A 21,137-nucleotide genomic window follows, 5' to 3' on the forward strand; every position below is an offset into this window, starting at 1 on the left:
GCCGATCAGCCGATCACCGCGACCCCGGTCGGCGGCCGCGCCGTCGACGCGCCGGTCGCGCGCCTGCGCCGGCGCTTCTTCTCCAAGCTCACCGCCCGCGTCCTGGCCGTCAACATGATGGCGCTGATGATGCTGGTCGGCGGCATGCTGTACCTGTCGTCCTACCAGGAGCGGCTGATCGAGAACGAGCTGTCCTCGCTCGACGCCGAGGCCACGATCCTGGCCGCCAACCTGGCCGAGGCGGCGGTGGTCGGCGGCGTCGACACCCAGCAGTCGCTGGACCCGGACAACGCCCGCCAGATCGTACGCCGGGTGTACCAGACCAACGACACCCGGGCCCGGCTGTTCGGCGCCGACGGCAAGCTGGTGGCCGACAGCCGGATGCTGGGCCAGCCCGGCGGCATCATCGAGGTGCGGCCGCTGCTGGCGCCGCAAGCCAAGGGCTGGTTCCGCGGCATCTGGGACGCGATCTACGATTGGTCGACCGAATTCGCCGGGCCGCGCAAGCGCTGGCCGACCTATGTCGAGCGCCAGGACCAGCAGGCCAATGACTATGCCAGCGTCCGCGCCGCGCTGAGCGGCGGCGTCGGCCGCCAGATCTGGACCCGCGAGGACGGCAAGCTGATGCTGGGCGTCGCGGTGCCGGTGCAGCGCGTGCGGCTGGTGCTGGGCGCGGTGCTGATGACCCGCGAGGGCGTCAATATCGAGGGCAACCTGCAGACGGTGCGTGAGGAGATCCTGAAGGTCTTCGCCATCGCGCTGGGCGTCACCATCATCCTGTCGCTGTACCTGGCCGGCACCATCACCCGGCCGATCCGCCGGCTGGCCCGGGCGGCGGAGCGGGTGCAGCAGGGCCGCGGCCGCAAGATCGAGATCCCGGACATGAGCGGCCGGCGCGACGAGATCGGCGAGCTGGCCTCGGCGCTGCGCGCCATGACCGCGGCGCTGTGGACCCGGATCGACGCGATCGAGCGCTTCGCCGCCGACGTCTCGCACGAGATCAAGAACCCGCTGACATCGCTGCGCAGCGCGGTCGAGACCACCGCCCGGGTCACCGACCCGGCGCAGCAGCGCCGGCTGATGGCCATCATCCTGGAGGATGTGCAGCGCCTGGACCGGCTGATCACCGACATCTCCGACGCCTCGCGCCTCGACGCCGAGCTGTCCCGGGCCGAGACCGGGACGGTCGACATCGGCCGCATGATCGGCATGCTGACCGAGCTGTACAAGGCCACGCTGGAGGACACCGGCCTCAAGGTCGGCCTGAGCCTGCCGCCGGGCTCGGCCCTGACCGTGCCCGGCATCGAGGACCGGCTGGTGCAGGTGTTCCGCAACCTGATCACCAACGCGATCTCGTTCTCGCCGCCCGACGGCACCATCACCCTGCGCGCCCGGCGCGAAGGCGCCTGGGTGATCGCGACGATCGAGGATGACGGGCCCGGCATCCCGGCCGGCAAGCTGGAGGCGATTTTCGACCGGTTCTACACCGAGCGCCCGGCCGGGGAGAAATTCGGCACCCATTCCGGCCTGGGGCTCAGCATCTCCAAGCAGATCATCACCGCCCATCGCGGCCAGATCTTCGCCGAGAACCGCGACGGGCGCCCGGGCGCCCGCTTCACGGTGAAGATCCCCGCGAAATGACGGCGCACATTCACGGCATTCCGTATCGAAGGGGGATCCTCATGACATCGTGCCTGCGCAGGCTGCTGCTCGGCAGCGTCTTCATCCTGGCCGCGGCACCGGCCTTCGCCCAGACGCCGGCCGCCGTTCCGGCACCGCCAGCGCCGCCGGCGGTGCTGGAGGAGATGGACGCGCTGTCCTTCGTCACCTGGGCCAGCGCCTCGGTCCGCGACGCCCCGAACGGCACCGCCGAGCTGAAGGAGACCCTGCCCTTCGGGTCGCAGGTCATCGTCACCGGCCGGCTGGCCATCGGCGGCTGGGTGCGGGTGCAGACCCCAAACACGCCGGTCGGCTACATGTGGGCGCAGACCCTGGCGCCGATGCGCATCGCCATGCCCGGCGCCCCCGCGGAGAGCACGCCCGGCGTGGCCCCGGCCGACGATTCCGCCGACGACACCGTCGGCACCGCGACGCCGCTCGGCACCCTGGGGGCGTCGCCGCTGACCGCCGAGGGCCGGGTCTCGAACAGCGACCAGACCGACGTCTACGCCATCACCACCGAGGGCTGGACCAATCTGAGCGTCGACCTCACCGGCATGACCGGCGATGCCGATATCGAGCTGCGCGACGGCGACGGCGGCACCCTCGGCTCCTCGGCCGCCGGCGGTTCCGACGACGAGCACATCGCCGCGGTGGTCAAGGCCGGCACCTACTATCTCGTCATCACCAGCTATGGCGACGACACCCCCTATCGCCTCTCCGTCTCCGGCACCCCGGGCGAGGAGCCGCCTGCGGATTCGGCCGGGTCCAGCCAATCCGACGCCCGCGCTCTCGGCGACGTCACCGGCACCAGCGCCGAGGCCCGCGACTGGGTCGGCCCGGCCGATGCCAGCGACTACTACGTCTTCCGGATCACCGAGCGGCAGGCCGTCACCATCGGCCTGACGGGGTTGACGGCCGATGCCGACATCAACCTGGAGGGCGCCGACGGCAGCAACCTGCTGAGCGGGACCAACACCGACACCGAGGCGGAGACGCTGACCGCGACGCTCGACGCCGGCACCTACTATCTGAACGTCTATCCGGCCGGCAGCGAGGCCACCGAATACCGGGTGACCGTGGCCGGCGCGCCCGCTGCCCCGCCGCCGCCGGACCATGCCGGCAATACCCCGGAGGAGGCCGGCACGATCGAGCATGTCGGGCCGCAGGCGGTCACGGTCAAGGACTGGGTCGGCTTCACCGACCGCGACGATTATTGGCGCTTCACCCTGGTCAACCGCGCCGACGTCACCATCCGCCTGACCATGGACCAGGGCGACGCCGACATCGACCTCTTGCGCGCCTCGGACCAGGAGAGCCTGATCAGCGGCGCCGAATCCGGCACCGATCCGGAGGAGCTGCAGCTGCGGCTGGACCCCGGCACCTATCTGCTGCGGGTCTACTCCTACCAGGGTGACACGCCCTATACGCTGGAGGCCAAGGCGGTGCCGGCGAAATAACGCGTCTTCTTGTCTGATGATTTGCCGTTGCGATTGACAGGGACCGGGGGTGCCGTCCACCTTCCCACCCGCGATGGCGACGATCCATGCGACCTGCGTCGCAGTCGACGGCCGCGGCGTGCTGCTGCGCGGGCCGTCGGGCAGCGGCAAATCCGACCTGGCCCTCCGGCTGATCGATGCCGGGGGGCGCTTGGTCGCCGACGACCAGGTGCAGCTCTCGCTCGAGGGCGGCGTCGTGGTGGCGCGCCCGCCTGCCGTGCTGGCCGGGCTGATCGAGGCCCGTGGCTTCGGGCCGATCCCGGTGCCGTTCGAGCCGGCCGCCCCGGTGCTGCTGGTCGCCGACCTGAAGCCGGCCGAGGCGATCGAGCGGCTGCCGGAGCCGGGGACCTGTGCCTATCTCGGCATCCGTCTGCCGCTGGTCTCGGTGGCGCCCTTCGAGGCCTCGGCGCCGGTCAAGCTGCGCCTGGCCCTGGCAGCGCTGGCCCTGCCCGAACACCGTCTCGCCCGATGACCGACATTCCTCAACCGCCGCCCGGCCTGCGTCATCGTCTGGTGCTGGTGTCCGGTCTGTCCGGCGCCGGCCATTCCACCACGCTGAAGACGCTCGAGGATCTCGGCCACGAGGCGATCGACAACCTGCCGATCGCGCTGCTCGGCCCGCTGGTCGATCACTCCGATGGCCGGCCGATGGCGGTGACCATCGACACCCGCACCCGCGGCTTCTCGGTCGTGGCGCTGGAGGCCGAGATCGCGGCCCTGCGCGCCCGCGGCGACGTCGATGTCCGGCTGCTGTTCGTCGATGCCGATGACGAGGTGCTGCAGCGCCGCTTCACCGAAACCCGGCGCCGCCACCCGCTGGCGACCGACCGGCCGGTGGCGGACGGCATCCGGCGCGAGCGGCTGGAGCTGTACCCGCTGCGCCCCCTGGCCGACGTCGTGGTCGACACCTCGCTGACCAATCCGCAGGACCTGCGGCGCCTGATCGAGGGACATTTCGGCCTCGACACCGCGCCCGGCCTGTATGTCACGGTGATGTCGTTCTCGTTCAAGCGCGGCCTGCCGCGCGAGGCCGACCTGGTGTTCGACGTCCGCTTCCTCGACAACCCGCACTGGGTGCCGGACCTGCGGCCGCAGACCGGCCAGGACCCGGCGGTACAGGCGATGATCCGGCGCGACGCCCAGTTCGACCCGTTCATGACCTCGCTGTTCGGCCTGCTCGAACCGCTGCTGCCGCGCTACAACCGCGAGGGCAAGAGCTATCTCACCATCGCCGTCGGCTGCACCGGCGGCAAACATCGATCGGTGTTCGTGGCGGAGACGCTGGCGGCCTGGCTGGACGGCCAGGGCACTCGCCGCGGCCTGGTCCATCGCGACATGCCGACGTAAGGGCTGACAGGAAGGCAACCGGAACGACATGACCACCCACCCGATGATCGGCATGGTCCTCGTGACCCATGGTCGCCTCGCCGACGAGTTCGTCGCGGCGATGGAGCATGTGGTGGGCGCCCAGCCCCAGGTCGCCACGGTGTGCATCGGGCCCGAGGACGACATGGAGCAGCGCCGGGCCGAGATCATGGACAAGGTGTCCGCGGTCGATGGCGGGCGCGGCGTGGTGCTGCTGACCGACATGTTCGGCGGCACGCCGTCGAACCTGGCGATCTCGATCCTCGACCGCGCCAATGTCGAGGTGATCGCCGGCATCAACCTGCCGATGCTGATCAAGCTGGCCTCGGTGCGCAAGACCGACACCCTGACCGACGCCGTGACTGCAGCCCGCGAGGCCGGCCAGAAATACATCAGCGTGGCCTCGGCCCTGCTGAAGCCGGAAAAGCGGAAATGAGCGGCCCGGTAACGCCGGACGCTGCCATGGACCGGCTGACGCGCACCGTCACCATCCGCAACCAGCGCGGGCTGCACGCCCGGGCGGCGGCCAAGTTCGTCAAGCTGGTGGCCGAGTTCGACGCCGAGATCTGGGTTGAGCGCAACGGCACCGAGGTCGGCGGCCAGTCGATCATGGGGCTGATGATGCTGGCAGCCGGGCCCGGCACGGACATCGCCATCGCCGCGGCCGGGCGGCAGGGGGCCGAGGCCCTGGCCGCGCTCGTCTCCCTGGTCGAGCGCGGCTTCGACGAGGACTGAATCGATGGCGACCCGGATCGCCGACCTCCCCTCACGCGCGCCCAGCCGCGAGATCGTGCTGAGCGGCCTCGCCGTCTCCGGCGGCGTTGCCATCGGCCCGGCCCATCTGATCGAGAGCGGCGTCGAGCAGGTGCCGGAATACCGGCTGGAGGAGGCCGACCTGGCCGGCGAGCGCGAGCGCTTCGCCGAAGCCCTGGCCAAGTCGCGGCGCCAGATCAAGAAGCTGAAGGCCAAGGCCCAGGCGCTGCCGGAGCAGGCGGCGGAGGATATCGGCTATCTGCTGGACGCCCATGCCGCGATCCTGTCCGGCTCGCGCCTGCTGCGTGGAGTCGAGACCCGCATCGCCGAGGAACGGGTCAACGCCGAATATGCGGTGCAGTCGGAGATCGGGTCGATCGCCGCCCAGTTCGCGGCGATGGACGACAGCTATCTGGCCGGCCGCATCGACGACATCCGAGAGGTCGGGTCCCGGCTGATCCGCAACCTGACCAAGCGCCAGTTCCAGGCTTTGGCCGGCCTGCCCGAGGGCAGCATCATCCTGGCCGAGGAGATCACCCCGGCCGACACCGCGCTGATGGATCCGCGCCGGGTGATGGGCTTCGCCGCCGCCCTCGGCGGCGCCCAGGGCCACACCGCGGTGATGGCACGGTCGCTGGGCTTGCCGGCGGTGCTGGGCGTGCCGGGCCTGCTGGCCGGGGTCCGCGCCGGCCAGACCGTGATCGTCGACGGCACCTCCGGCCAGGTGATCATCGACCCGACGCCGGAGACCCTGTCCGCCTACCGCATCCGGCGCGACCTGGCCCGGGCCGACCGCAAGCAGTTGGAGGCCCTGATCGACCTGCCGTCGCGCAGCCGCGACGGCGTCGACGTCACCCTGTCGACCAATGTCGAGCTGCCGCGCGACGTGCAGATGTCGACCGAGCTCAACGCCGCCGGCGTCGGACTGCTGCGCACCGAGTTCATGTTCATGAACCGGGACGACCTGCCGGGTGAGGAGGAGCAGTATTCGATCCTGCGCGGCGTGGTCGAGGGCATGGCCGGCAAGACGGTGACGATCCGCACCCTCGACCTCGGCGGCGACAAGATCGCCTCGGCCCTCGGCGGCCGCTTCGCCGAGAGCGCCAACCCGTCGCTGGGCCTGCGCGCCATCCGGCTGTCGCTGAAGGAGCCGAAGCTGCTGGAGGCGCAGCTGGCGGCGATCCTGCGGGCCGGCGCGCACGGGCCGATCCGGGTGCTGCTGCCGATGATCACCACCATCGGCGAGATCCGCGCGGTCAAGGCGGCGCTGGACCGCACGATGCGGCGGCTGAAGCGGCGCCGGGTGCCGGTGCCGGCGGCGATGCCGCCCTTCGGGGTGATGATCGAGGTGCCGGGGGCGGCGCTGATCGCCGACGCCCTGGCGCGCGAGGTCGACTTCTTCGCCATCGGCACCAACGACCTGGTGATGTACACGCTGGCCGCCGACCGCGGCGACGAGGCCGTGTCCCATCTCTACGACCCGCTGCACACCGCGGTGCTGCGGCTGGTGCAGTTCACGGTCGAGGCGGCGCTGCGGGCCCGCATCCCGGTCAGCGCCTGCGGCGAGATCGCCGGCGATCCGCGCTTCACCGCGCTGCTGATCGGCCTCGGCATCCGCGACCTGTCGATGGCGCCGCTGCGCCTGCTGGAGGTCAAGCGCCGGATCCTGACGCTGGACAGCGTCGCCGCCGCCCGCCGCGCCCGGATGATGCTGGACCAGACCGATTCCGGCCGGATCGCCGCGCTGCTCGACGACTTCAACGAGGGTGGGTGAGCGACCGATGAAGGTCCTGGTCACCGGCAGTTCCGGGCATCTCGGCGAGGCGCTGGTCCGCAGCCTGCGGGACCGGGGGCATGAGGCGGTGGGCCTCGACGTGCTGCCCGGGCCGTTCACGGCGCAGGTCGGCTCGGTCGCCGACCGCGCCGTCGTGCGGCAGGCCATGGCCGGGGCCCAGGCGGTGCTGCACGCCGCAACGCTGCACAAGCCGCATGTCGCCACCCATGGCCGGCAGGATTTCGTCGACACCAACATCACCGGCACGCTGAACCTGCTGGAGGAGGCGGCGGCCGCCGGCGTGGGCGCCTTCGTCTTCACCAGCACCACCAGCGTGTTCGGCGACGCCCTGGTGCCGCCCGCCGGCGCCCCGGCCGCCTGGGTGACCGAGGCGGTCGTGCCGGTGCCGAAGAACATCTACGGCGTCACCAAGGCCGCGGCCGAAGATCTGTGCCAGCTGGCCCACCGCAACCAGGGCCTGCCCTGCCTGGTCCTGCGCACCTCACGCTTCTTCCCCGAGGCCGATGACGACGGGGCGAAGCGCGCGGCCTACGCCGACGACAACCTGAAAGCCAACGAGTATCTGTTCCGGCGGGTCGATATCGAGGATGTGGTCGGGGCCCATCTGCTGGCGCTGGAGAAGGCGCCGGCGATCGGCTTCGGCCGCTACATCGTCAGTGCCACCACGCCATTCCGGCCGGAGGACCTGGCGGAGCTGCGGCGCGACGCTGCGGCCGTGGTGCGGCGGCGCGTCCCCGGCCACGAGGCCGAATATGCCCGCCGCGGCTGGCGGATGCTGCCGGGCATCGACCGGGTCTATGTCAACGACCGGGCCCGCGCCGAGCTGGGCTGGCAACCCCGCCACGACTTCCGGGCCGTGATCGCCCGGCTGCAGGCGGGTGGCGGGCTGTTGAGCCCGCTGGCCCGGCTGGTCGGGTCGAAGGGCTATCACGCCGAGAGCTTCGCCGAGGGTCCCTATCCCGTAGGCTGACCGGCGGACCGCCAACGACAAGCATCCTCCGTATTGCAATGCATAATATTTTATACAAAACTGTTTGATGCCAACTCGTCGTGGGAAAGAGAGGCATGCAAGAGATCGTTCACATCACGCCGGCGATCTGGGTCCGGTCTGGGGACCGGTCGCCGATCTGCCTGGGCGATGCCGATGACCTGGCCGACTGGCTGGGCCGGACCTGCGCGTCGTTGATGCGGAGCCCGAATGTCGAAGACCACCAGATCCTGGAGTTGGAGGGGCTTCTGGCCCGTGTCGAGGCAACGATCGATGCCGGTGAAGGCCGCCTTCCGCCTGACATTCACCGAGATGTAGTGATCGCCATTTCAGGACTGAGCGGCGTATCCGCCTGGTTCGTGACGAACCGCAACTGGCCGGTGTTGGTTCATCCGTATCTCGACTTCGCCGAGCGGGTCGCCAGGCTGAGAACCGCCCAGATGTGATGCGGGGCCGCCCGCCCTAGACCCGCACCGCCCGGGCCGACGCCGCGGTCGCGACCAGCAGCGCCGCCACGATCCCGAGCGCGGCCGGCAGGCCGAGATGATCGGCGATGAAGCCGATCGCCGCCGGACCGACCAGGATGCCGCAATAACCGAGGGTGGCGATGGTCGAGATCGCCAGCCCGGGCGCCATCCCCGGCACCCGGCCGGCGGCGCTGAACAGCACCGGCACGACATTGGCGGCGCCGATTCCGACCAGGGCGAAGCCGATCAGCCCCGCCACCGGCCAGGGCGCCAGGATCGCCAGCAGGAAGCCGGCCGCCGCCAGGGCGGAGCCGACCCGGACCACCGCCTCGCCGCCGAAGCGGCTGGTGATGCCGTCGCCGGCCAGCCGCATCACCGCCATCGCCACCGCGAACATGGCGTAGCCGAGCCCGGACACGGCCGGGTCCTGGCCGCGGGCCTCGTGCAGGAACACGGCGCTCCAGTCAAGGATCGCGCCCTCAGCCTGAAACAGCACGAAGGTCAGAAGGCCAAGCACCAGCACGATACCGCGCGGCAGGGTAAAGCCCGCCCCGGCCTGTGTGGCGCCGCGCTCCGGCGGCAGCATCGACCCGGCCTGGGCGGCCAGCAGCGCCAGCATCAGGCCACTGACCACCAGGGCCACGGTCAGGGGCGACAGGCCGAGGCCGAGCAGCAGGCTGGCGCCGCCGGCGCCGATCAGCCCGCCGACGCTGAACATGCCGTGGAAGGAGGACATCAGCGGCCGGCCGCCGCGCGCCTCCACCGCCGCGGCCTGGACGTTCATGGCCACGTCCATCGATCCGGTGGCGGCCCCGAACAGGAACAAGGCGAGGCCGAGCGCCAACGCGTCCGGCGCCAGAATGATCAGCGGCAGCGACAGGCAGATCACCAGCCCGCCCAGCGCCGTGATCAGCCGGCTGCTGAAGCGGGCGGCCAGGAAGCCGGCCAACGGCATCGCCACCATCGCGCCGGCGCCCATGCCGAGCAAGGCGAGGCCGAGCACGCCGTCGTCGATGCCGAGCCGGGCCTTGGCCAGCGGCACCTGCGGCGCCCAGCTGGCGGTGACGGTGCCGCAGATCAGGAACATGGCGCGGGTGGCGAGGCGCGGGGCGCGGAGATCGGCGGCCGCGGTCGTGCCCTCGGCGAAACTGGTCATGATGGCTCCGGTCAGGCGAGGATCAGGGTGAGGCCGGCCTGGCGATAGGCGGCGAGGAGGGCGGCGTCGGCCGACCGTTCGGTGATCAGCGCGTTCAGCCGCCCGACCGGCAGGATCGGGAACGGGGCGGCGGTGCCCAGCTTGTCGGCGGTGACGGCAGCGGCGACCCGGCCGGCGCAGGCGACCATGCGGCGCTTCACCAGCGCCTCCTCATGGTCCATGCCGCCGAGTCCGGCCTCGACGTCGAGGCTGCACACCCCGAGCAGGCAGAGATCGGCGCGCAGCCCGTCGAGCGCGGCCAGCACCGAGGTGCCGACGGTGGCCTGGTCGGCCTTGTCGACGCGGCCGCCGAGCAGCACCACCTCGACCGACGGGTGTCGGGTCAGGGCCAGCGCCGCCGGCAGGTTCGGGGTGACGATGGTGCAGCGCAGGTCGGGCGGCAGCGCCTCGGCCACCGCCAGCATGGTGGTGCCGCTATCGAGCAGCACCACCTCGCCCGGCCGGATCAGCCCGGCCGCAACCCGGCCGAGCGCGGCCTTGGCCTCCGGCCGCTCGGTCGCCCGGGTGGCGAAGGTGCCGGTGGCGGGGGTCAGCGGCAGCGCCCCGCCATGGACGCGGCGCACCGCGCCGGCGCGGGCAAGGTCGTTAAGGTCGCGCCGGATCGTGTCCTCGGACACGCCGAGCACGGCGCTGGCCGCAGTGGCCAGGATCTTGCCGTCGAGGGCGAGGAGGTCGAGCAGGCGCTTGCGGCGTTCGTCGGGCAGCAGGATATCGGTCATGGGCGTCACTTGGTTGCGCCGGATCATGCACGAACAGGCATGAACGTGCAAGAACCGGCAACGAGCGCTCCTGCCCGCCGCCCTCCTTTGCACAACAGCAGATCGGGGCAAGGGCTCCCGTGGGCTCGGCCCCTCTGAGACTCTTTCAGAACGCCCATCCCCACCGTCACTGCGAGGAGGCGAGGCCGAGAAGCAATCCAGAGGCCGATGCGAGCGACCCTGGATTGCTTCGCTGCGCTCGCAATGACGGTGTCGAGAATTCTGAAAGGGTCTCCTTCTGCCCTGCAATGCCCGAGGCCAAATCAAACATATAAAGATGTCTTTATGCTTGTGGCGGACGTGCCCGGCTGCTACACCCTGCGGCAATTCCGCTTTGCCTCGAGGAGCCTTCGATGCCCGACGCCGCCACCTTCACCGACTACAAGGTCAAGGATCTCAGCCTCGCCAATTGGGGCCGCAAGGAGATCGCGATCGCCGAGACCGAGATGCCCGGCCTGATGGCGCTGCGGGCGGAGTTCGGCGCCTCGCAGCCGCTGAAGGGCGCCCGCATCGTCGGCTGCCTGCACATGACGATCCAGACCGCGGTGCTGATCGAGACGCTGACGGCGCTGGGCGCCACGGTGCGCTGGTCGTCCTGCAACATCTTCTCGACCCAGGACCAGGCCGCCGCGGCGATCGCCGCCGCCGGCGTTCCGGTCTTCGCCTGGAAGGGCGAGACCGAGGAAGAGTTCTGGTGGTGCATCGAGCAGACGCTGCGCGGCCCGGGCGGCTGGACCCCGAACATGATCCTGGACGATGGCGGCGACGTCACCCAGATCATGCACGACAAGTATCCGGAGATGCTGGCCGAGGTCCGCGGCCTGTCCGAGGAGACGACCACGGGCGTGCATCGCCTGTATGAGATGATGAAGAAGGGCACCCTCAAGGTCCCCGCCATCAACGTCAACGACAGCGTCACCAAGTCGAAGTTCGACAACCTGTATGGCTGCCGCGAGAGCCTGGTCGACGGCATCAAGCGCGCCACCGACGTGATGATGGCCGGCAAGGTCGCCGTGGTCGCCGGCTACGGCGATGTCGGCAAGGGCTCGGCCGCCTCGCTGCGCAGCCAGGGCGCCCGGGTCATGGTCACCGAGATCGACCCGATCAACGCCCTGCAGGCGGCGATGGAAGGCTATCAGGTCGTGACCATGGACGAGGCGGCGCCGATCGGCGACATCTTCGTCACCGCGACCGGCAATGTCGACGTCATCACGCTCGACCACATGCGGGCGATGAAGGACCGCGCCATCGTCTGCAACATCGGCCACTTCGACAGCGAGATCCAGATCGACGGCCTCCGCAACTACAAGTGGGAGGAGGTCAAGCCGCAGGTCGATGAGGTGGTGTTCCCGGACGGCAAGCGCCTGATCGTCCTGGCCCAGGGCCGCCTGGTCAACCTGGGCTGCGGCACCGGCCACCCCAGCTTCGTGATGTCGGCCAGCTTCACCAACCAGGTGCTGGCCCAGATCGAGCTGTGGCAGAACCATGCCAATTACGAGCGCAAGGTCTACGTCCTGCCGAAGCACCTGGACGAGAAGGTCGCGGCGCTGCACCTCGACAAGATCGGCGCCAAGCTGACCCAGTTGACGCCGAAGCAGGCCGAGTACATCGGCGTGCCGACGCAGGGCCCGTACAAGCCGGACCACTACCGCTACTGATCCCGGCCGCGGCCCGGAACCGACCCAGCCCCCGCCTCCGGCGGGGGCTTTTTTATGCCCGCCTCCGGTCGCTCCGTCTGGATATGGGATATTTTGCTCTTGTCATTTTCGTGCCCAAATAAAGCCGTCAACTTTAATTATCGTCCGTTTTGGATGCGGGGATCGATACTTAATTCCTAATTTTGGAGGGGCTTCATGACCACGTTCACAGGCACCAGTGGCGACGACTTTCTGCCGCCGACCGGTGCCGACGACAATGGCGACGACTTTTTCCACGGCCTGGCCGGCAACGACACGCTCTATGGCGGCGGCGGCAACGACACGCTCTATGGCGAGGATGGGAACGACTACATCCAGGGCGGCGCCGACAACGACACCGCCTATGGCGGGGCCGGGACCGACTACATGGATGGCGGTGGCGGCGACGACTATCTCTCCGGCGGCACCGGCAACGATACCATGATCGGTAATTTCGGCGACGACACGTATGTCGTCGATTCCGCCGGCGACGTCATCACCGAATATTCTCCCGACGACGGCACCGACACGATCTATTCCAGCGTCTCCTACACCATGCCGCAATATGTCGAGCGGCTGATCCTGACCGGCAATCTCAACCTCAACGCCACCGGCGGCGGGAGCGCCGACACCCTGGTCGGCAATGCCGGCGACAACACCCTGACCGGCAATGCCGGGGCCGATTTCCTGTCCGGCGGCGACGGCAACGACGTGCTGCGCGGAGGGGCCGGCATGGACATCCTCGACGGCGGCAACGGCGTCGACTACGTCACCTACACCGAGAACGAGGTGGCTGTGACCGTGAACCTGGCCACCGGCGTCGGCAGCGGCGGCAACGCCCAGGGCGACAGCTACAGCAGCATCGAGAACGTCAACGGCAGCACCGGCAACGACACCATCATCGGCAATGCGAGCGCCAATGTGCTGAACGGCTGGGCCGGCAAGGACACGATCACCGGCGGCGGCGGGGCCGACACCTTCGCCTTCTCCCAGACCAGCCACAGCGCGGTCGGCGCCAATGCCGACCGGATCACCGATTTCAGCCATGCCCAGGGCGACCACATCGACCTGTCGGCGATCGACGCCGACACGACGCTGGCGGGCAACCAGGCCTTCATCTTCATCGGCACCGGCCTCTACAGTGGCGACGCGGGAGAGTTGCGCTACTCCGTCGCCGGGGGTGTCACCACCATCGCCGGCGACGTCAATGGCGATGGCACCTCGGATTTCCACATCCAGCTGACCGGCGCGATCGGACTGGTGGTCGCCGACTTCGTGCTGTAGCCCGGCGATCGATCAGTCGGTCGTGGGGATGCCGTCGAAGTCGCTCTCCACCGATAGGTCGTTCTGGTCGGCGCAGGTAAAGCGGGCCGAGCCGGCGAGCGGGTCCAGACCCGTCAGGGTCAGGGTGCCGCTCGCCGACTGGTCGCAGCCGTCGATCGAGCCGTCGCCGGCTTCCAGGCTGAAGGAGACGCCGTAGTCGGTCGCCGATTTGTCGGCCGCGACCGCCTGGGAGAACGGCTTCAGGTCGTGGGCGCCGAGGGCGGCATCCTTCGGCAACGCCACCACCACGGCGCCGACCGGCATCATCTGCTTGGTGCCGTGGACGTCGCGCTCCTGCTCCAGATACAGCAGCAGCAGCCGGCTGCCGGCGGCCTGGCGCTTGGCCGAGCCGGTGCCGGTGATGGTGGCATTGACCGGCGCGCCGACCTTGGTGCTGACCCGGCCCGGGCCGGCGGAAGCGGCCGCCGGCTCGGACGGCACCACCTGGTTCGGGTCGACCGGCACCGCGTCGAAGGTCAGCGACAGCGTCGCCTCCGACGAATCGCGGCAGGTGAAGTTCAGCGTGCCGGCGAAGGGCGAGACGGCGGAGATCTCCACCGTGCCCTGCGGCACCAGCCGGCAGTCGCGCACCCTCGACCCGTCCGCGCCGATGGCGAGGTAGAGCGCGCCGGCGGCCTTGCCGTCCTTGTCGTGCCGGGCTGAATCATAGCTGCCGACCGGGAGATCGCCCGGCGCGACATCGGCCGGCAGCAGCAGCTGGATCTGGCGGGCGCGGATCACCCCCTCGCCGGTCGCGGTCATGCCGAGGACGAAACGGCCGCGATCGTCCTTCACCACGACCGCGAAGCCTTCGATCGTCTCGGTCTCACCGCCGGTGCCCGCGACCGTGCCGCGAAAGGTGCCCAGGGTCTGGTCGGCCGCCGCGGCGGGCAGGGCCGGCAGCAGCAACAGCAGGATGACGGCGAGACGGCGCAGCATGATCACTTCCCGGTGGTCCGGCCGCACCCTACACGCTGCAGCCCCGCCGCGCCTCCCCGCCATCGCGTCGCAGGCCGTCAAGCGGAGAGATGCGCCTCCAGCGCCACCAAAGCCTCCGGCATATCGGCGCGGCCGAAGCCGATGCGGAAGCGGTCCGCCGGCACCGGGCCGAGGGCGGAGCGGTAGACCCGCGCCGGCAGCAGCAGCACGCCGGAGCGTTCGACCAGGTCGTCGGCGAAGGCGTCCACCCCCTCCTCCCCGAGATAGCGCGGGAAGGCGATGCAGCCGGCGGCCGGCACCTGCCATTCGAAGCGGTTGGCGTGGCGGGCGAAGAAGGCGCTCAGCAGCGGCAGGTTCCGGGCGACCAGGGCGCGGCTGCGGGCCACCAGATGGTCGCGGGCGCCGATCGCGATCTCGCCCAGCGCCTCGCTCGGCGCCGGGGCGCACAACGTGGTGTAGTCCTTCTGCCGCACGATCCGGCGCAGCAGCTCGCGGTCGCGACAGGCGACCCAGCCGAGGCGCAGCCCCGGCAGGCCGTAGGTCTTGGACAGCACCCCGACCGACAAAGCGCGTTCGTAGAGCTCGACCGCCGGCGGCAGGCGGTCCTCCTCGCGCCGCTCCAGGCCGCGATAGACCTCATCCGCCAGGATCCAGATGCCGCGCGACCGGGCGAGCCCGATGATCGCGTCGAACACCGGCCGCGCCGGCAACCAGCCGGTCGGGTTGTGCGGCACGTTCAGGATGATGGCTTTGGTGTTCGGCCGCAGCGCCGCGACGATCCGGTCCGGGTCGAGCGACCAGCCGTAGTCCGACTCCGGAGCGGGATCGAGCGGCACACCGGTGACGGCGCAGATGCCGGCGGCCACCGCCTCGAGCGACTGGTAGTTGGGGATCAGCGTCACGGCGTGGTCGTCCGGGCTCAGCAGCGCCCGCACCGACTGGAAGATCGCCTCCCCCGCCCCGACCGTGACCGCGACGTCATCGGCCTCGAGCCCGGCATACATGCCGGCGATCGCGGCCCGCAGCGACGGCGCGCCGGCAGTCTCGGTGTAGCCGAGCCACAGCCGGTCCCAGGCCTCGCGCTGCGCCGGCGTGCCGAGGGCCAGGAGATCGGTCAGCGTCAGCGACTCCATGTCGGAGGCGCAGAGATTGTGGCGGGCGGTGAACTCCCAGCGCGCGAAATAAGCTTCGAGCGCGAATTCGGGCAGCGACATCGGAAGCTCCTCGGGCGGCGTGGTCAGAGGATGGCACCGGGATTGACATTGCTCCAGGTCGAAATTGTTCGGGACAATGTTCCGATTGTCCCGATCTCACCGCCACGCCACTCTGCGGCCCATGACGCCAGAGCTGCTCTCTTCCTTCGGCCTGTTCGCCTTCGTCACCTCGATCACGCCGGGGCCGAACAACATCATGCTGACCGCCTCCGGCCTCAGCTTCGGCTTCCGCCGAACGGTGCCGCACATGGTCGGCATCGCCGCCGGCTTCACGGTGATGGTGGCGGCGGTCGGGCTGGGGCTGGGCGCCGCCTTCGCCGCCTGGCCGCTGCTGTACGAGCTGCTGAAATACGGCGGCGCCGCCTATCTGCTGTACCTCGCCTGGAAGATCGCGCGGTCCGGGCCGATCTCGAGCGACGGCGAGGCCGGGCGGCCGATGACCTTCCTGGAGGCCGCGGCGTTCCAATGGGTCAACCCCAAGGCCTGGGTGATGGCGGTGGGCGCCATCGCCACCTACACGCCGCAGGCGGGGTTCCTGGACAACCTGGCGATCGTCACCGTGATCTTCGGGCTGGTGAACCTGCCCAGCGTCGGCTGCTGGGCCCTGTTCGGCACGGCCCTGCGTCGGGTGCTGCACGCCCCCGCCGCGGTCCGCGCCTTCAACCTCGGCATGGCCCTACTGCTGGTCGCGTCGCTGTATCCGATGGCGGCGGAGCTGTTCGGCTGACGTCGGCCGGGATCGAACACGCCTCCCCTCATTGTCATCCTCGGGCTTGACCCGAGGATCCAGGGGCCATCGAGAACAGCTCTTTGTTGCCCCTGGATTGCCGGGTCAAACCCGGCAATGACACAAGGGGAAGGGACGCCTGTGCCTCAGGCCCCCGGCACGCCCGAGGTGGTCGAATACTCGAAATGCAGCACCTCGCCCGGATGGGCGAGCGGGTGGATGGCATGGGCGGCCGAGGCGGCCTCGGCGAAGCCGGTCAGGATCAGCTTCAGCTTGTGCGGATAGGTGGCGATGTCGCCGACGGCGAAGATCCCGGGCGCGCTGGTCGCCGCCGTCGCCTGGTCGATGGCGATGTGGCTCTTGTCCAGCGCCAGGCCCCAATCGGCGATCGGCCCGAGATTCATCGACAGGCCGAAGAAGGGCAGCAGCACGTCGGCGTCGAGCCGCCGCACCTCGCCCTCCAGCGTCGCCACGGTGACGGCGGAGAGCTGCCCGCCCGTCCCCTCCAGCCCGTGCAGCTGGTAAGGCGTAACCAACTCGATTTTGCCGGCCTCGGCCAGGGCATGCAGCCTGGCGACGCTGTCCGGCGCGCCGCGGAACTTGTCGCGCCGATGCACCACCATGACCTTGGCGGCGATGTCGGCCAGCAGGATCGACCAGTCGAGCGCGCTGTCGCCGCCGCCGGCCACCACCACCCGCTTGCCGCGCAGCGAATCCTTCCGGGTCACCATGTAGAAGACCGAGCGGTTCTCATAGGCCTCGATCCCGGCCAGCGGCGGCCGGTTCGGCCCGAAGGCGCCGACCCCGGCGGCGACGATCACCGCCGCAGCATCGATCCGGGTGCCGGCACTGGTGCCGACCAGCCAACGGCCGTCCGGCTGACGCGCCAGGGTCTCGACCCGCTGGCCGAGATGGTAGACCGGGGCGAAGGGCGCGGCCTGCGCCACCAACCGATCGATCAGTTCCGCCGCCTCGATCCGCGGCTGGCCGGGGATGTCGTAGATCGGCTTTTCCGGATAGAGGGCGGCGCATTGCCCGCCCTGGACGTCGAGCACGTCGACAACATGGCATTTCATCTTCAGCATGCCGCATTCGAACACCGCGAACAGCCCGACCGGGCCGGCCCCGATGATGGCGACGTCGGTGCGATGCGGCATGGCGGTTCTCCGGAGCTCCAGACCCCGATGGGATAGCCGGTTCCGGGTCGGCGCGCACCATCGCGATGCGACGCGGACGTGACGCAATGGGTCCGGTTATGCGAACAATCGACCGATGTTCCGATTCACCCTCGACCTGCCGGACGAAGCCGCGACCGCAGCCCTGGCGGCGCGGCTGGCGGCACTGCTGCAGCCGGGCGATATCGTCCTGCTGGCCGGCGACCTGGGCGCCGGCAAGTCCTTCCTGGCCCGCGCCCTGATCCGCGCCGCGGTCGGCGAGCCGGAGCTGGAGGTGCCGAGCCCGACCTTCACCCTGGTCCAGTCCTACGACCTGCCGGCGGGCGAGCTGTGGCATTTCGACCTGTACCGGCTGGCGGCGCCGGAGGAGGTGCTGGAGCTGGGCTGGGACGAGGCCCGGCTGGGCATCTGCCTGGTGGAATGGCCCGACCGGCTGGGTTCGCTGGCGCCGGCCGACCGGCTGAAGATCGAGCTGGCCCACGGCCCGGCCGACGGTCGCGTCGCCAGCATCGTCGGCCTGGGCGGCCGCGGCGTGGCCCTGGCCCGGGCCCTGCGCGAGGGCGCATGACCCCGCGGGTCTACACCATCCCGGCCGGCGGCGGCGTCGCCGACGCCCTGGCACGGGGCCTGCTGGCCCAAGCCGCGGGCGACCCGCTGGCCTTGGGCGCCATGACCGTGCTGCTGCCCAGCCGGCGGGCCGGCATCACCCTGCGCGACGCTTTTCTGCGCGCGGCGGAGGGCAAGCCCTTGCTGCTGCCCCGGCTGCTGCCGGTCGGCGACATCGACGCCGACGCGCTGGGCCTGGCGGCCGGCGAGACCCCGGCGGTGGCCGAGGCGCTGGAGCTGGCGCCGGCCATTCAGCCGCGGCAGCGCCAGATCCTGCTGGCCCGGCTGGTCCTGGCCCGGAAGGACCAGGAGGTCGGCGCCGACCAGGCGATGCATCTGGCGGCGGCGCTGGCTCGGCTGCTGGACGAGGTGCAGGCCGAAGGGCTGGGCTTCGACCGGCTGGACGGGCTGGTGCCGGCGGAGCTGGCCGAGCATTGGCAGGAGACGCTGCGCTTCCTGCGCATCGTCACCGAGACCTGGCCCGAGGTGCTGCGCGAGCTCGACGCCCTCGACCCGGCCGAATGGCGCGCCCGGCTGACCCGGGCCCAGGCCGAAGCCTGGACCGCCTCGCCCCCGGCCGACCCGGTGATCGCAGCCGGCCTCCTGGGCACCAACCCGGCCGAGATCGCGCTGCTGCGCGTGGTCGCGTCGCTGCCGCAGGGCGCGCTGGTGCTGCCCGGGTTGGACCGTTTCATGGATGGGGAGAGTTGGGACCAGCTCGACGATGGCCATCCGCAGCAGCCGCTGAAGCGGATGCTGGAGGGGCTGGGCGTCGACCGCGCCGATGTCGCCGACTGGCCCGCCCCGGCCGCGGGCGGCCCCGATCGCACCGTATTGTTGCGCGAGGTGATGCGGCCGGCCGCCACCACCGATGCCTGGCGCAGCCCGGCCGGGCTGGATGCCGCGGCGCTGGCCGGCCTCGTCCGGATCGATTGCGCCACGTCGCAGGAGGAGGCGGGGGTCATCGCCCTGCTGCTGCGCGAGGTGCTGGAGACGCCCGGCCGCACCGCCGCGCTGGTGACGCCGGACCGCGATTTGGCCCGCCGGGTGGCGGCGCATCTCACCCGCTGGCAGGTGGCGGTCGACGATTCGGCCGGCCGGCCCTTGGCCGACACCCCGGTCGGCGCCTATCTGCGGCTGGTCGGCGACGTCGCCTTCCGCGATGCCTCGCCGCTGTCGGTGCTGGCGCTGCTGAAGCACCCGCTGGCGGCCGGTGGCGAGCCGATCGGCCTGTTCCGCGAGGCGTTGCGCCGGCTGGAGCGCCAGGTGCTGCGCGGCCCGGCGCCGGAGTCGGGCATCGCCGGACTGAAGACCGCGTTGGCGGCCAGCGACGCGGGGCCGTCGCTGGGCCGGTGGCTGGACAAGGTCGCCGACATCCTCGGCCCCTTCATCGACGCGGTGCGCGGCGAGGACCAGTCGCCGGCCGAGCTGCTGCGGCTGCATATCGAATGCGCCGAGGCGCTGGCGGCAACGGATGCGGAGCCCGGCCCCGCCCGGCTGTGGCGGGCCGAGGATGGCGAGGCGGCGCAGGCCCTGGCCGAGGAGCTGCTGGCCGGCTTCGACGGCTTCCCGCCGATCCCCAGCCCGGACTGGCCCGGCCTGTTCGAGGCGATGATGGACGGCGCCGTGGTGCGGCCGCGCTGGGGCCGCCACCCGCGGCTGGCGATCCTGGGCCCGGTCGAGGGCCGGATGGCGCGGTTCGACCGCATCGTGCTGGGCGGGCTGAACGAAGGCACCTGGCCGTCCGCGCCCGCCGCCGACCCCTGGCTGTCGCGGCCGATGCGGCGGCAGTTCGGCCTGCCGGCGCCGGAGCGGCGCATCGGCCTGGCCGCCAACGACTTCGCCCAGGCCGCCGCCGGCGCCGAGGTGTTTCTGACCCGGGCGGAGAAGGTGGAGGGCACGCCGACCGTGCCGTCGCGCTGGCTGCTGCGGCTGCAGGCGGTGCTGGACGGCGCCGGCCTGGCCCTGGCGCCGCCGGCGCGCGACTGGCGCGCCTTGGCCCGGTACATCGACCAGCCGGATGCGGTGCGGCCGGTGCCGCCGCCCAAGCCGAAGCCGCCGGTCGCCGCCCGGCCGCGCCGCCTGTCGGTGACTCAGATCTCGGTCTGGATGCAGGACCCCTACGCCATCTACGCCCGGATGGTGCTGGAGCTGGAGCCGCTGGACCCGATCGAGGCCGAGCCGGGCGCGGCCGAGCGCGGCACCGCGATCCACGACGCCCTGGCCGGCTTCCTGCAGGCCTATCCGGAGATGCTGCCGCCGGATGCGCTGGACCGGCTGCTGGCGCTGGGCCGGGCGGAGTTCGCCAGGCTGCCGCCGGGGCCGGACATCCGCACCTTCTGGTGGCCCCGCTTCGCCCGCATCGCCGCCTGGTTCGTCGAGACCGAGGCCCGGCTGCGCGCGGCCGGGCGGCGGGCGATCCTGACCGAGCAGAAGGGGCTGGTGACGCTGGACGCCCCGGCCGGGTCCTTCGCCCTGTCCGGCATCGCCGACCGCATCGACCGGGGCCCGGACGGGCTGGTGGTGGTCGACTACAAGACCGGCGTGGTGCCGAGCAACCCGCAGATCCTGGCCGGGCACCAGCCGCAGCTGCCGCTGGAGGCGATGATGATCCGCGACGGCGGCTTCCCCGGCGTGCCCGAGGGCGTGCCGGTGGCCGGGCTGGAGCATTGGCGCCTGTCCGGCGCCGCCACCGCCGGCGAGATCAAGCCGGTGAAGCCGGCCGAGGGCGATTTCGCCGCCCTGGCCGAGCAGGCGCTGGGCGGGCTGATGGGCCTGATCGCCCGCTTCGACCTGCCGGAGACGCCCTATCTGTCGCAGCCGCGCGGCGTGCCGCCGCGCTTCTCCGACTACGCCCATCTGGCGCGGGTCAAGGAATGGTCGGCGGGAGGCGGCGAGGAATGAGGATCGACAGGGCCTGCTCTGGCATCGGGAGCCCCCTCCCCCTACCCCCCWCCCGCAAGGGGAGGGGGGACTC

The 21,137-nt window shown here is 71.0% G+C and carries 19 protein-coding genes; 14 read left to right on the forward strand and 5 right to left on the reverse strand.

The genetic code is table 11. The features are described 5' to 3' along the window. The 9 genes from AB4Z01_RS32355 to AB4Z01_RS32395 all read left to right on the forward strand — a co-directional run. Positions 1 to 1,641, forward strand: a 1,641-nt coding sequence (locus AB4Z01_RS32355) for a stimulus-sensing domain-containing protein (protein WP_441700414.1), incomplete at its 5' end; no start/stop codon positions are given. Positions 1,642 to 1,682: 41 nt separating this feature from the next. Further along, complete coding sequence (locus tag AB4Z01_RS32360; protein WP_441700416.1) at positions 1,683 to 3,119, forward strand: pre-peptidase C-terminal domain-containing protein; 1,437 nt, start codon at positions 1,683 to 1,685, stop codon at positions 3,117 to 3,119. Positions 3,120 to 3,168: 49 nt separating this feature from the next. Continuing rightward, positions 3,169 to 3,630, forward strand: a complete 462-nt coding sequence (locus AB4Z01_RS32365; RefSeq protein ID WP_441700418.1) for an HPr kinase/phosphorylase — start codon at positions 3,169 to 3,171, stop codon at positions 3,628 to 3,630. Continuing rightward, positions 3,627 to 4,505: an RNase adapter RapZ gene (gene rapZ, locus AB4Z01_RS32370; RefSeq protein WP_441700419.1), complete on the forward strand. Its 879-nt coding sequence runs from the start codon at positions 3,627 to 3,629 to the stop codon at positions 4,503 to 4,505. Before AB4Z01_RS32365 ends, rapZ begins: the two co-directional genes overlap by 4 nt. Before the next feature lie 43 nt (positions 4,506 to 4,548). Continuing rightward, positions 4,549 to 4,959 carry a PTS sugar transporter subunit IIA gene (locus AB4Z01_RS32375; protein WP_026869137.1) on the forward strand — a complete coding sequence of 137 codons (411 nt, stop codon included), beginning with the start codon at positions 4,549 to 4,551 and terminating at the stop codon, positions 4,957 to 4,959. Beyond that, the gene (locus AB4Z01_RS32380; RefSeq protein WP_441700420.1) at positions 4,956 to 5,258 is read left to right on the forward strand and encodes an HPr family phosphocarrier protein; all 303 of its coding nucleotides are present in this window, start codon (positions 4,956 to 4,958) and stop codon (positions 5,256 to 5,258) included. Before AB4Z01_RS32375 ends, AB4Z01_RS32380 begins: the two co-directional genes overlap by 4 nt. 4 nt (positions 5,259 to 5,262) lie before the next feature. Beyond that, positions 5,263 to 7,050 (forward strand): phosphoenolpyruvate--protein phosphotransferase, encoded by a 1,788-nt coding sequence (gene ptsP / locus AB4Z01_RS32385; protein WP_441700422.1) that lies wholly within the window; start codon positions 5,263 to 5,265, stop codon positions 7,048 to 7,050. A gap of 7 nt (positions 7,051 to 7,057) precedes the next feature. Then, positions 7,058 to 8,041, forward strand: a complete 984-nt coding sequence (locus AB4Z01_RS32390) for an NAD-dependent epimerase/dehydratase family protein (RefSeq protein ID WP_441700424.1) — start codon at positions 7,058 to 7,060, stop codon at positions 8,039 to 8,041. Positions 8,042 to 8,136: 95 nt separating this feature from the next. Beyond that, positions 8,137 to 8,505 carry a hypothetical protein gene (locus AB4Z01_RS32395; protein WP_441700426.1) on the forward strand — a complete coding sequence of 123 codons (369 nt, stop codon included), beginning with the start codon at positions 8,137 to 8,139 and terminating at the stop codon, positions 8,503 to 8,505. A gap of 16 nt (positions 8,506 to 8,521) precedes the next feature. Here AB4Z01_RS32395 and AB4Z01_RS32400 read toward each other — a convergent pair whose 3' ends face one another. Together AB4Z01_RS32400 and AB4Z01_RS32405 are read right to left on the reverse strand one after the other, a co-directional pair. Then, positions 8,522 to 9,682, reverse strand: coding sequence for an MFS transporter (locus tag AB4Z01_RS32400; RefSeq protein ID WP_441700428.1), 1,161 nt, complete (start codon positions 9,680 to 9,682; stop codon positions 8,522 to 8,524). A gap of 11 nt (positions 9,683 to 9,693) precedes the next feature. Beyond that, the gene (locus AB4Z01_RS32405) at positions 9,694 to 10,461 is read right to left on the reverse strand and encodes a DeoR/GlpR family DNA-binding transcription regulator (RefSeq protein WP_441700430.1); all 768 of its coding nucleotides are present in this window, start codon (positions 10,459 to 10,461) and stop codon (positions 9,694 to 9,696) included. Positions 10,462 to 10,853: 392 nt separating this feature from the next. On the opposite strand from AB4Z01_RS32405, the gene ahcY reads away from it, so the two are divergent. Both ahcY and AB4Z01_RS32415 read left to right on the forward strand, forming a co-directional pair. After that, a complete protein-coding gene (gene ahcY, locus AB4Z01_RS32410; RefSeq protein WP_441700432.1) occupies positions 10,854 to 12,158 on the forward strand; it encodes an adenosylhomocysteinase in 1,305 nt (434 codons plus the stop codon). 195 nt (positions 12,159 to 12,353) lie between these two features. Next, positions 12,354 to 13,460, forward strand: a complete 1,107-nt coding sequence (locus AB4Z01_RS32415) for a calcium-binding protein (RefSeq protein ID WP_441700434.1) — start codon at positions 12,354 to 12,356, stop codon at positions 13,458 to 13,460. A 12-nt stretch (positions 13,461 to 13,472) separates the two neighbouring features. Here AB4Z01_RS32415 and AB4Z01_RS32420 read toward each other — a convergent pair whose 3' ends face one another. Beyond that, positions 13,473 to 14,438 carry a hypothetical protein gene (locus AB4Z01_RS32420; protein ID WP_441700436.1) on the reverse strand — a complete coding sequence of 322 codons (966 nt, stop codon included), beginning with the start codon at positions 14,436 to 14,438 and terminating at the stop codon, positions 13,473 to 13,475. A gap of 77 nt (positions 14,439 to 14,515) precedes the next feature. Then, positions 14,516 to 15,652: an aminotransferase class I/II-fold pyridoxal phosphate-dependent enzyme gene (locus AB4Z01_RS32425; RefSeq protein WP_441700438.1), complete on the reverse strand. Its 1,137-nt coding sequence runs from the start codon at positions 15,650 to 15,652 to the stop codon at positions 14,516 to 14,518. Between the two features lie 121 nt (positions 15,653 to 15,773). Between AB4Z01_RS32425 and AB4Z01_RS32430 the strand changes: the two genes are divergently transcribed. Next, positions 15,774 to 16,379 (forward strand): LysE family translocator, encoded by a 606-nt coding sequence (locus AB4Z01_RS32430; RefSeq protein ID WP_441700440.1) that lies wholly within the window; start codon positions 15,774 to 15,776, stop codon positions 16,377 to 16,379. A 146-nt stretch (positions 16,380 to 16,525) separates the two neighbouring features. On the opposite strand, the gene AB4Z01_RS32435 is transcribed toward AB4Z01_RS32430, so the two are convergent. Further along, positions 16,526 to 17,536 carry an NAD(P)/FAD-dependent oxidoreductase gene (locus tag AB4Z01_RS32435; protein ID WP_441700442.1) on the reverse strand — a complete coding sequence of 337 codons (1,011 nt, stop codon included), beginning with the start codon at positions 17,534 to 17,536 and terminating at the stop codon, positions 16,526 to 16,528. A 115-nt stretch (positions 17,537 to 17,651) separates the two neighbouring features. On the opposite strand from AB4Z01_RS32435, the gene tsaE reads away from it, so the two are divergent. Beyond that, a complete protein-coding gene (gene tsaE, locus AB4Z01_RS32440; protein ID WP_441700444.1) occupies positions 17,652 to 18,122 on the forward strand; it encodes a tRNA (adenosine(37)-N6)-threonylcarbamoyltransferase complex ATPase subunit type 1 TsaE in 471 nt (156 codons plus the stop codon). Further along, a complete protein-coding gene (gene addB / locus AB4Z01_RS32445; protein WP_441700446.1) occupies positions 18,119 to 21,064 on the forward strand; it encodes a double-strand break repair protein AddB in 2,946 nt (981 codons plus the stop codon). Before tsaE ends, addB begins: the two co-directional genes overlap by 4 nt. The last annotated feature ends 73 nt before the right edge of the window (positions 21,065 to 21,137 follow it).

The sequence above is a fragment of the Inquilinus sp. YAF38 genome, assembly GCF_052113205.1.
Lineage (GTDB): Bacteria > Pseudomonadota > Alphaproteobacteria > DSM-16000 > Inquilinaceae > Inquilinus.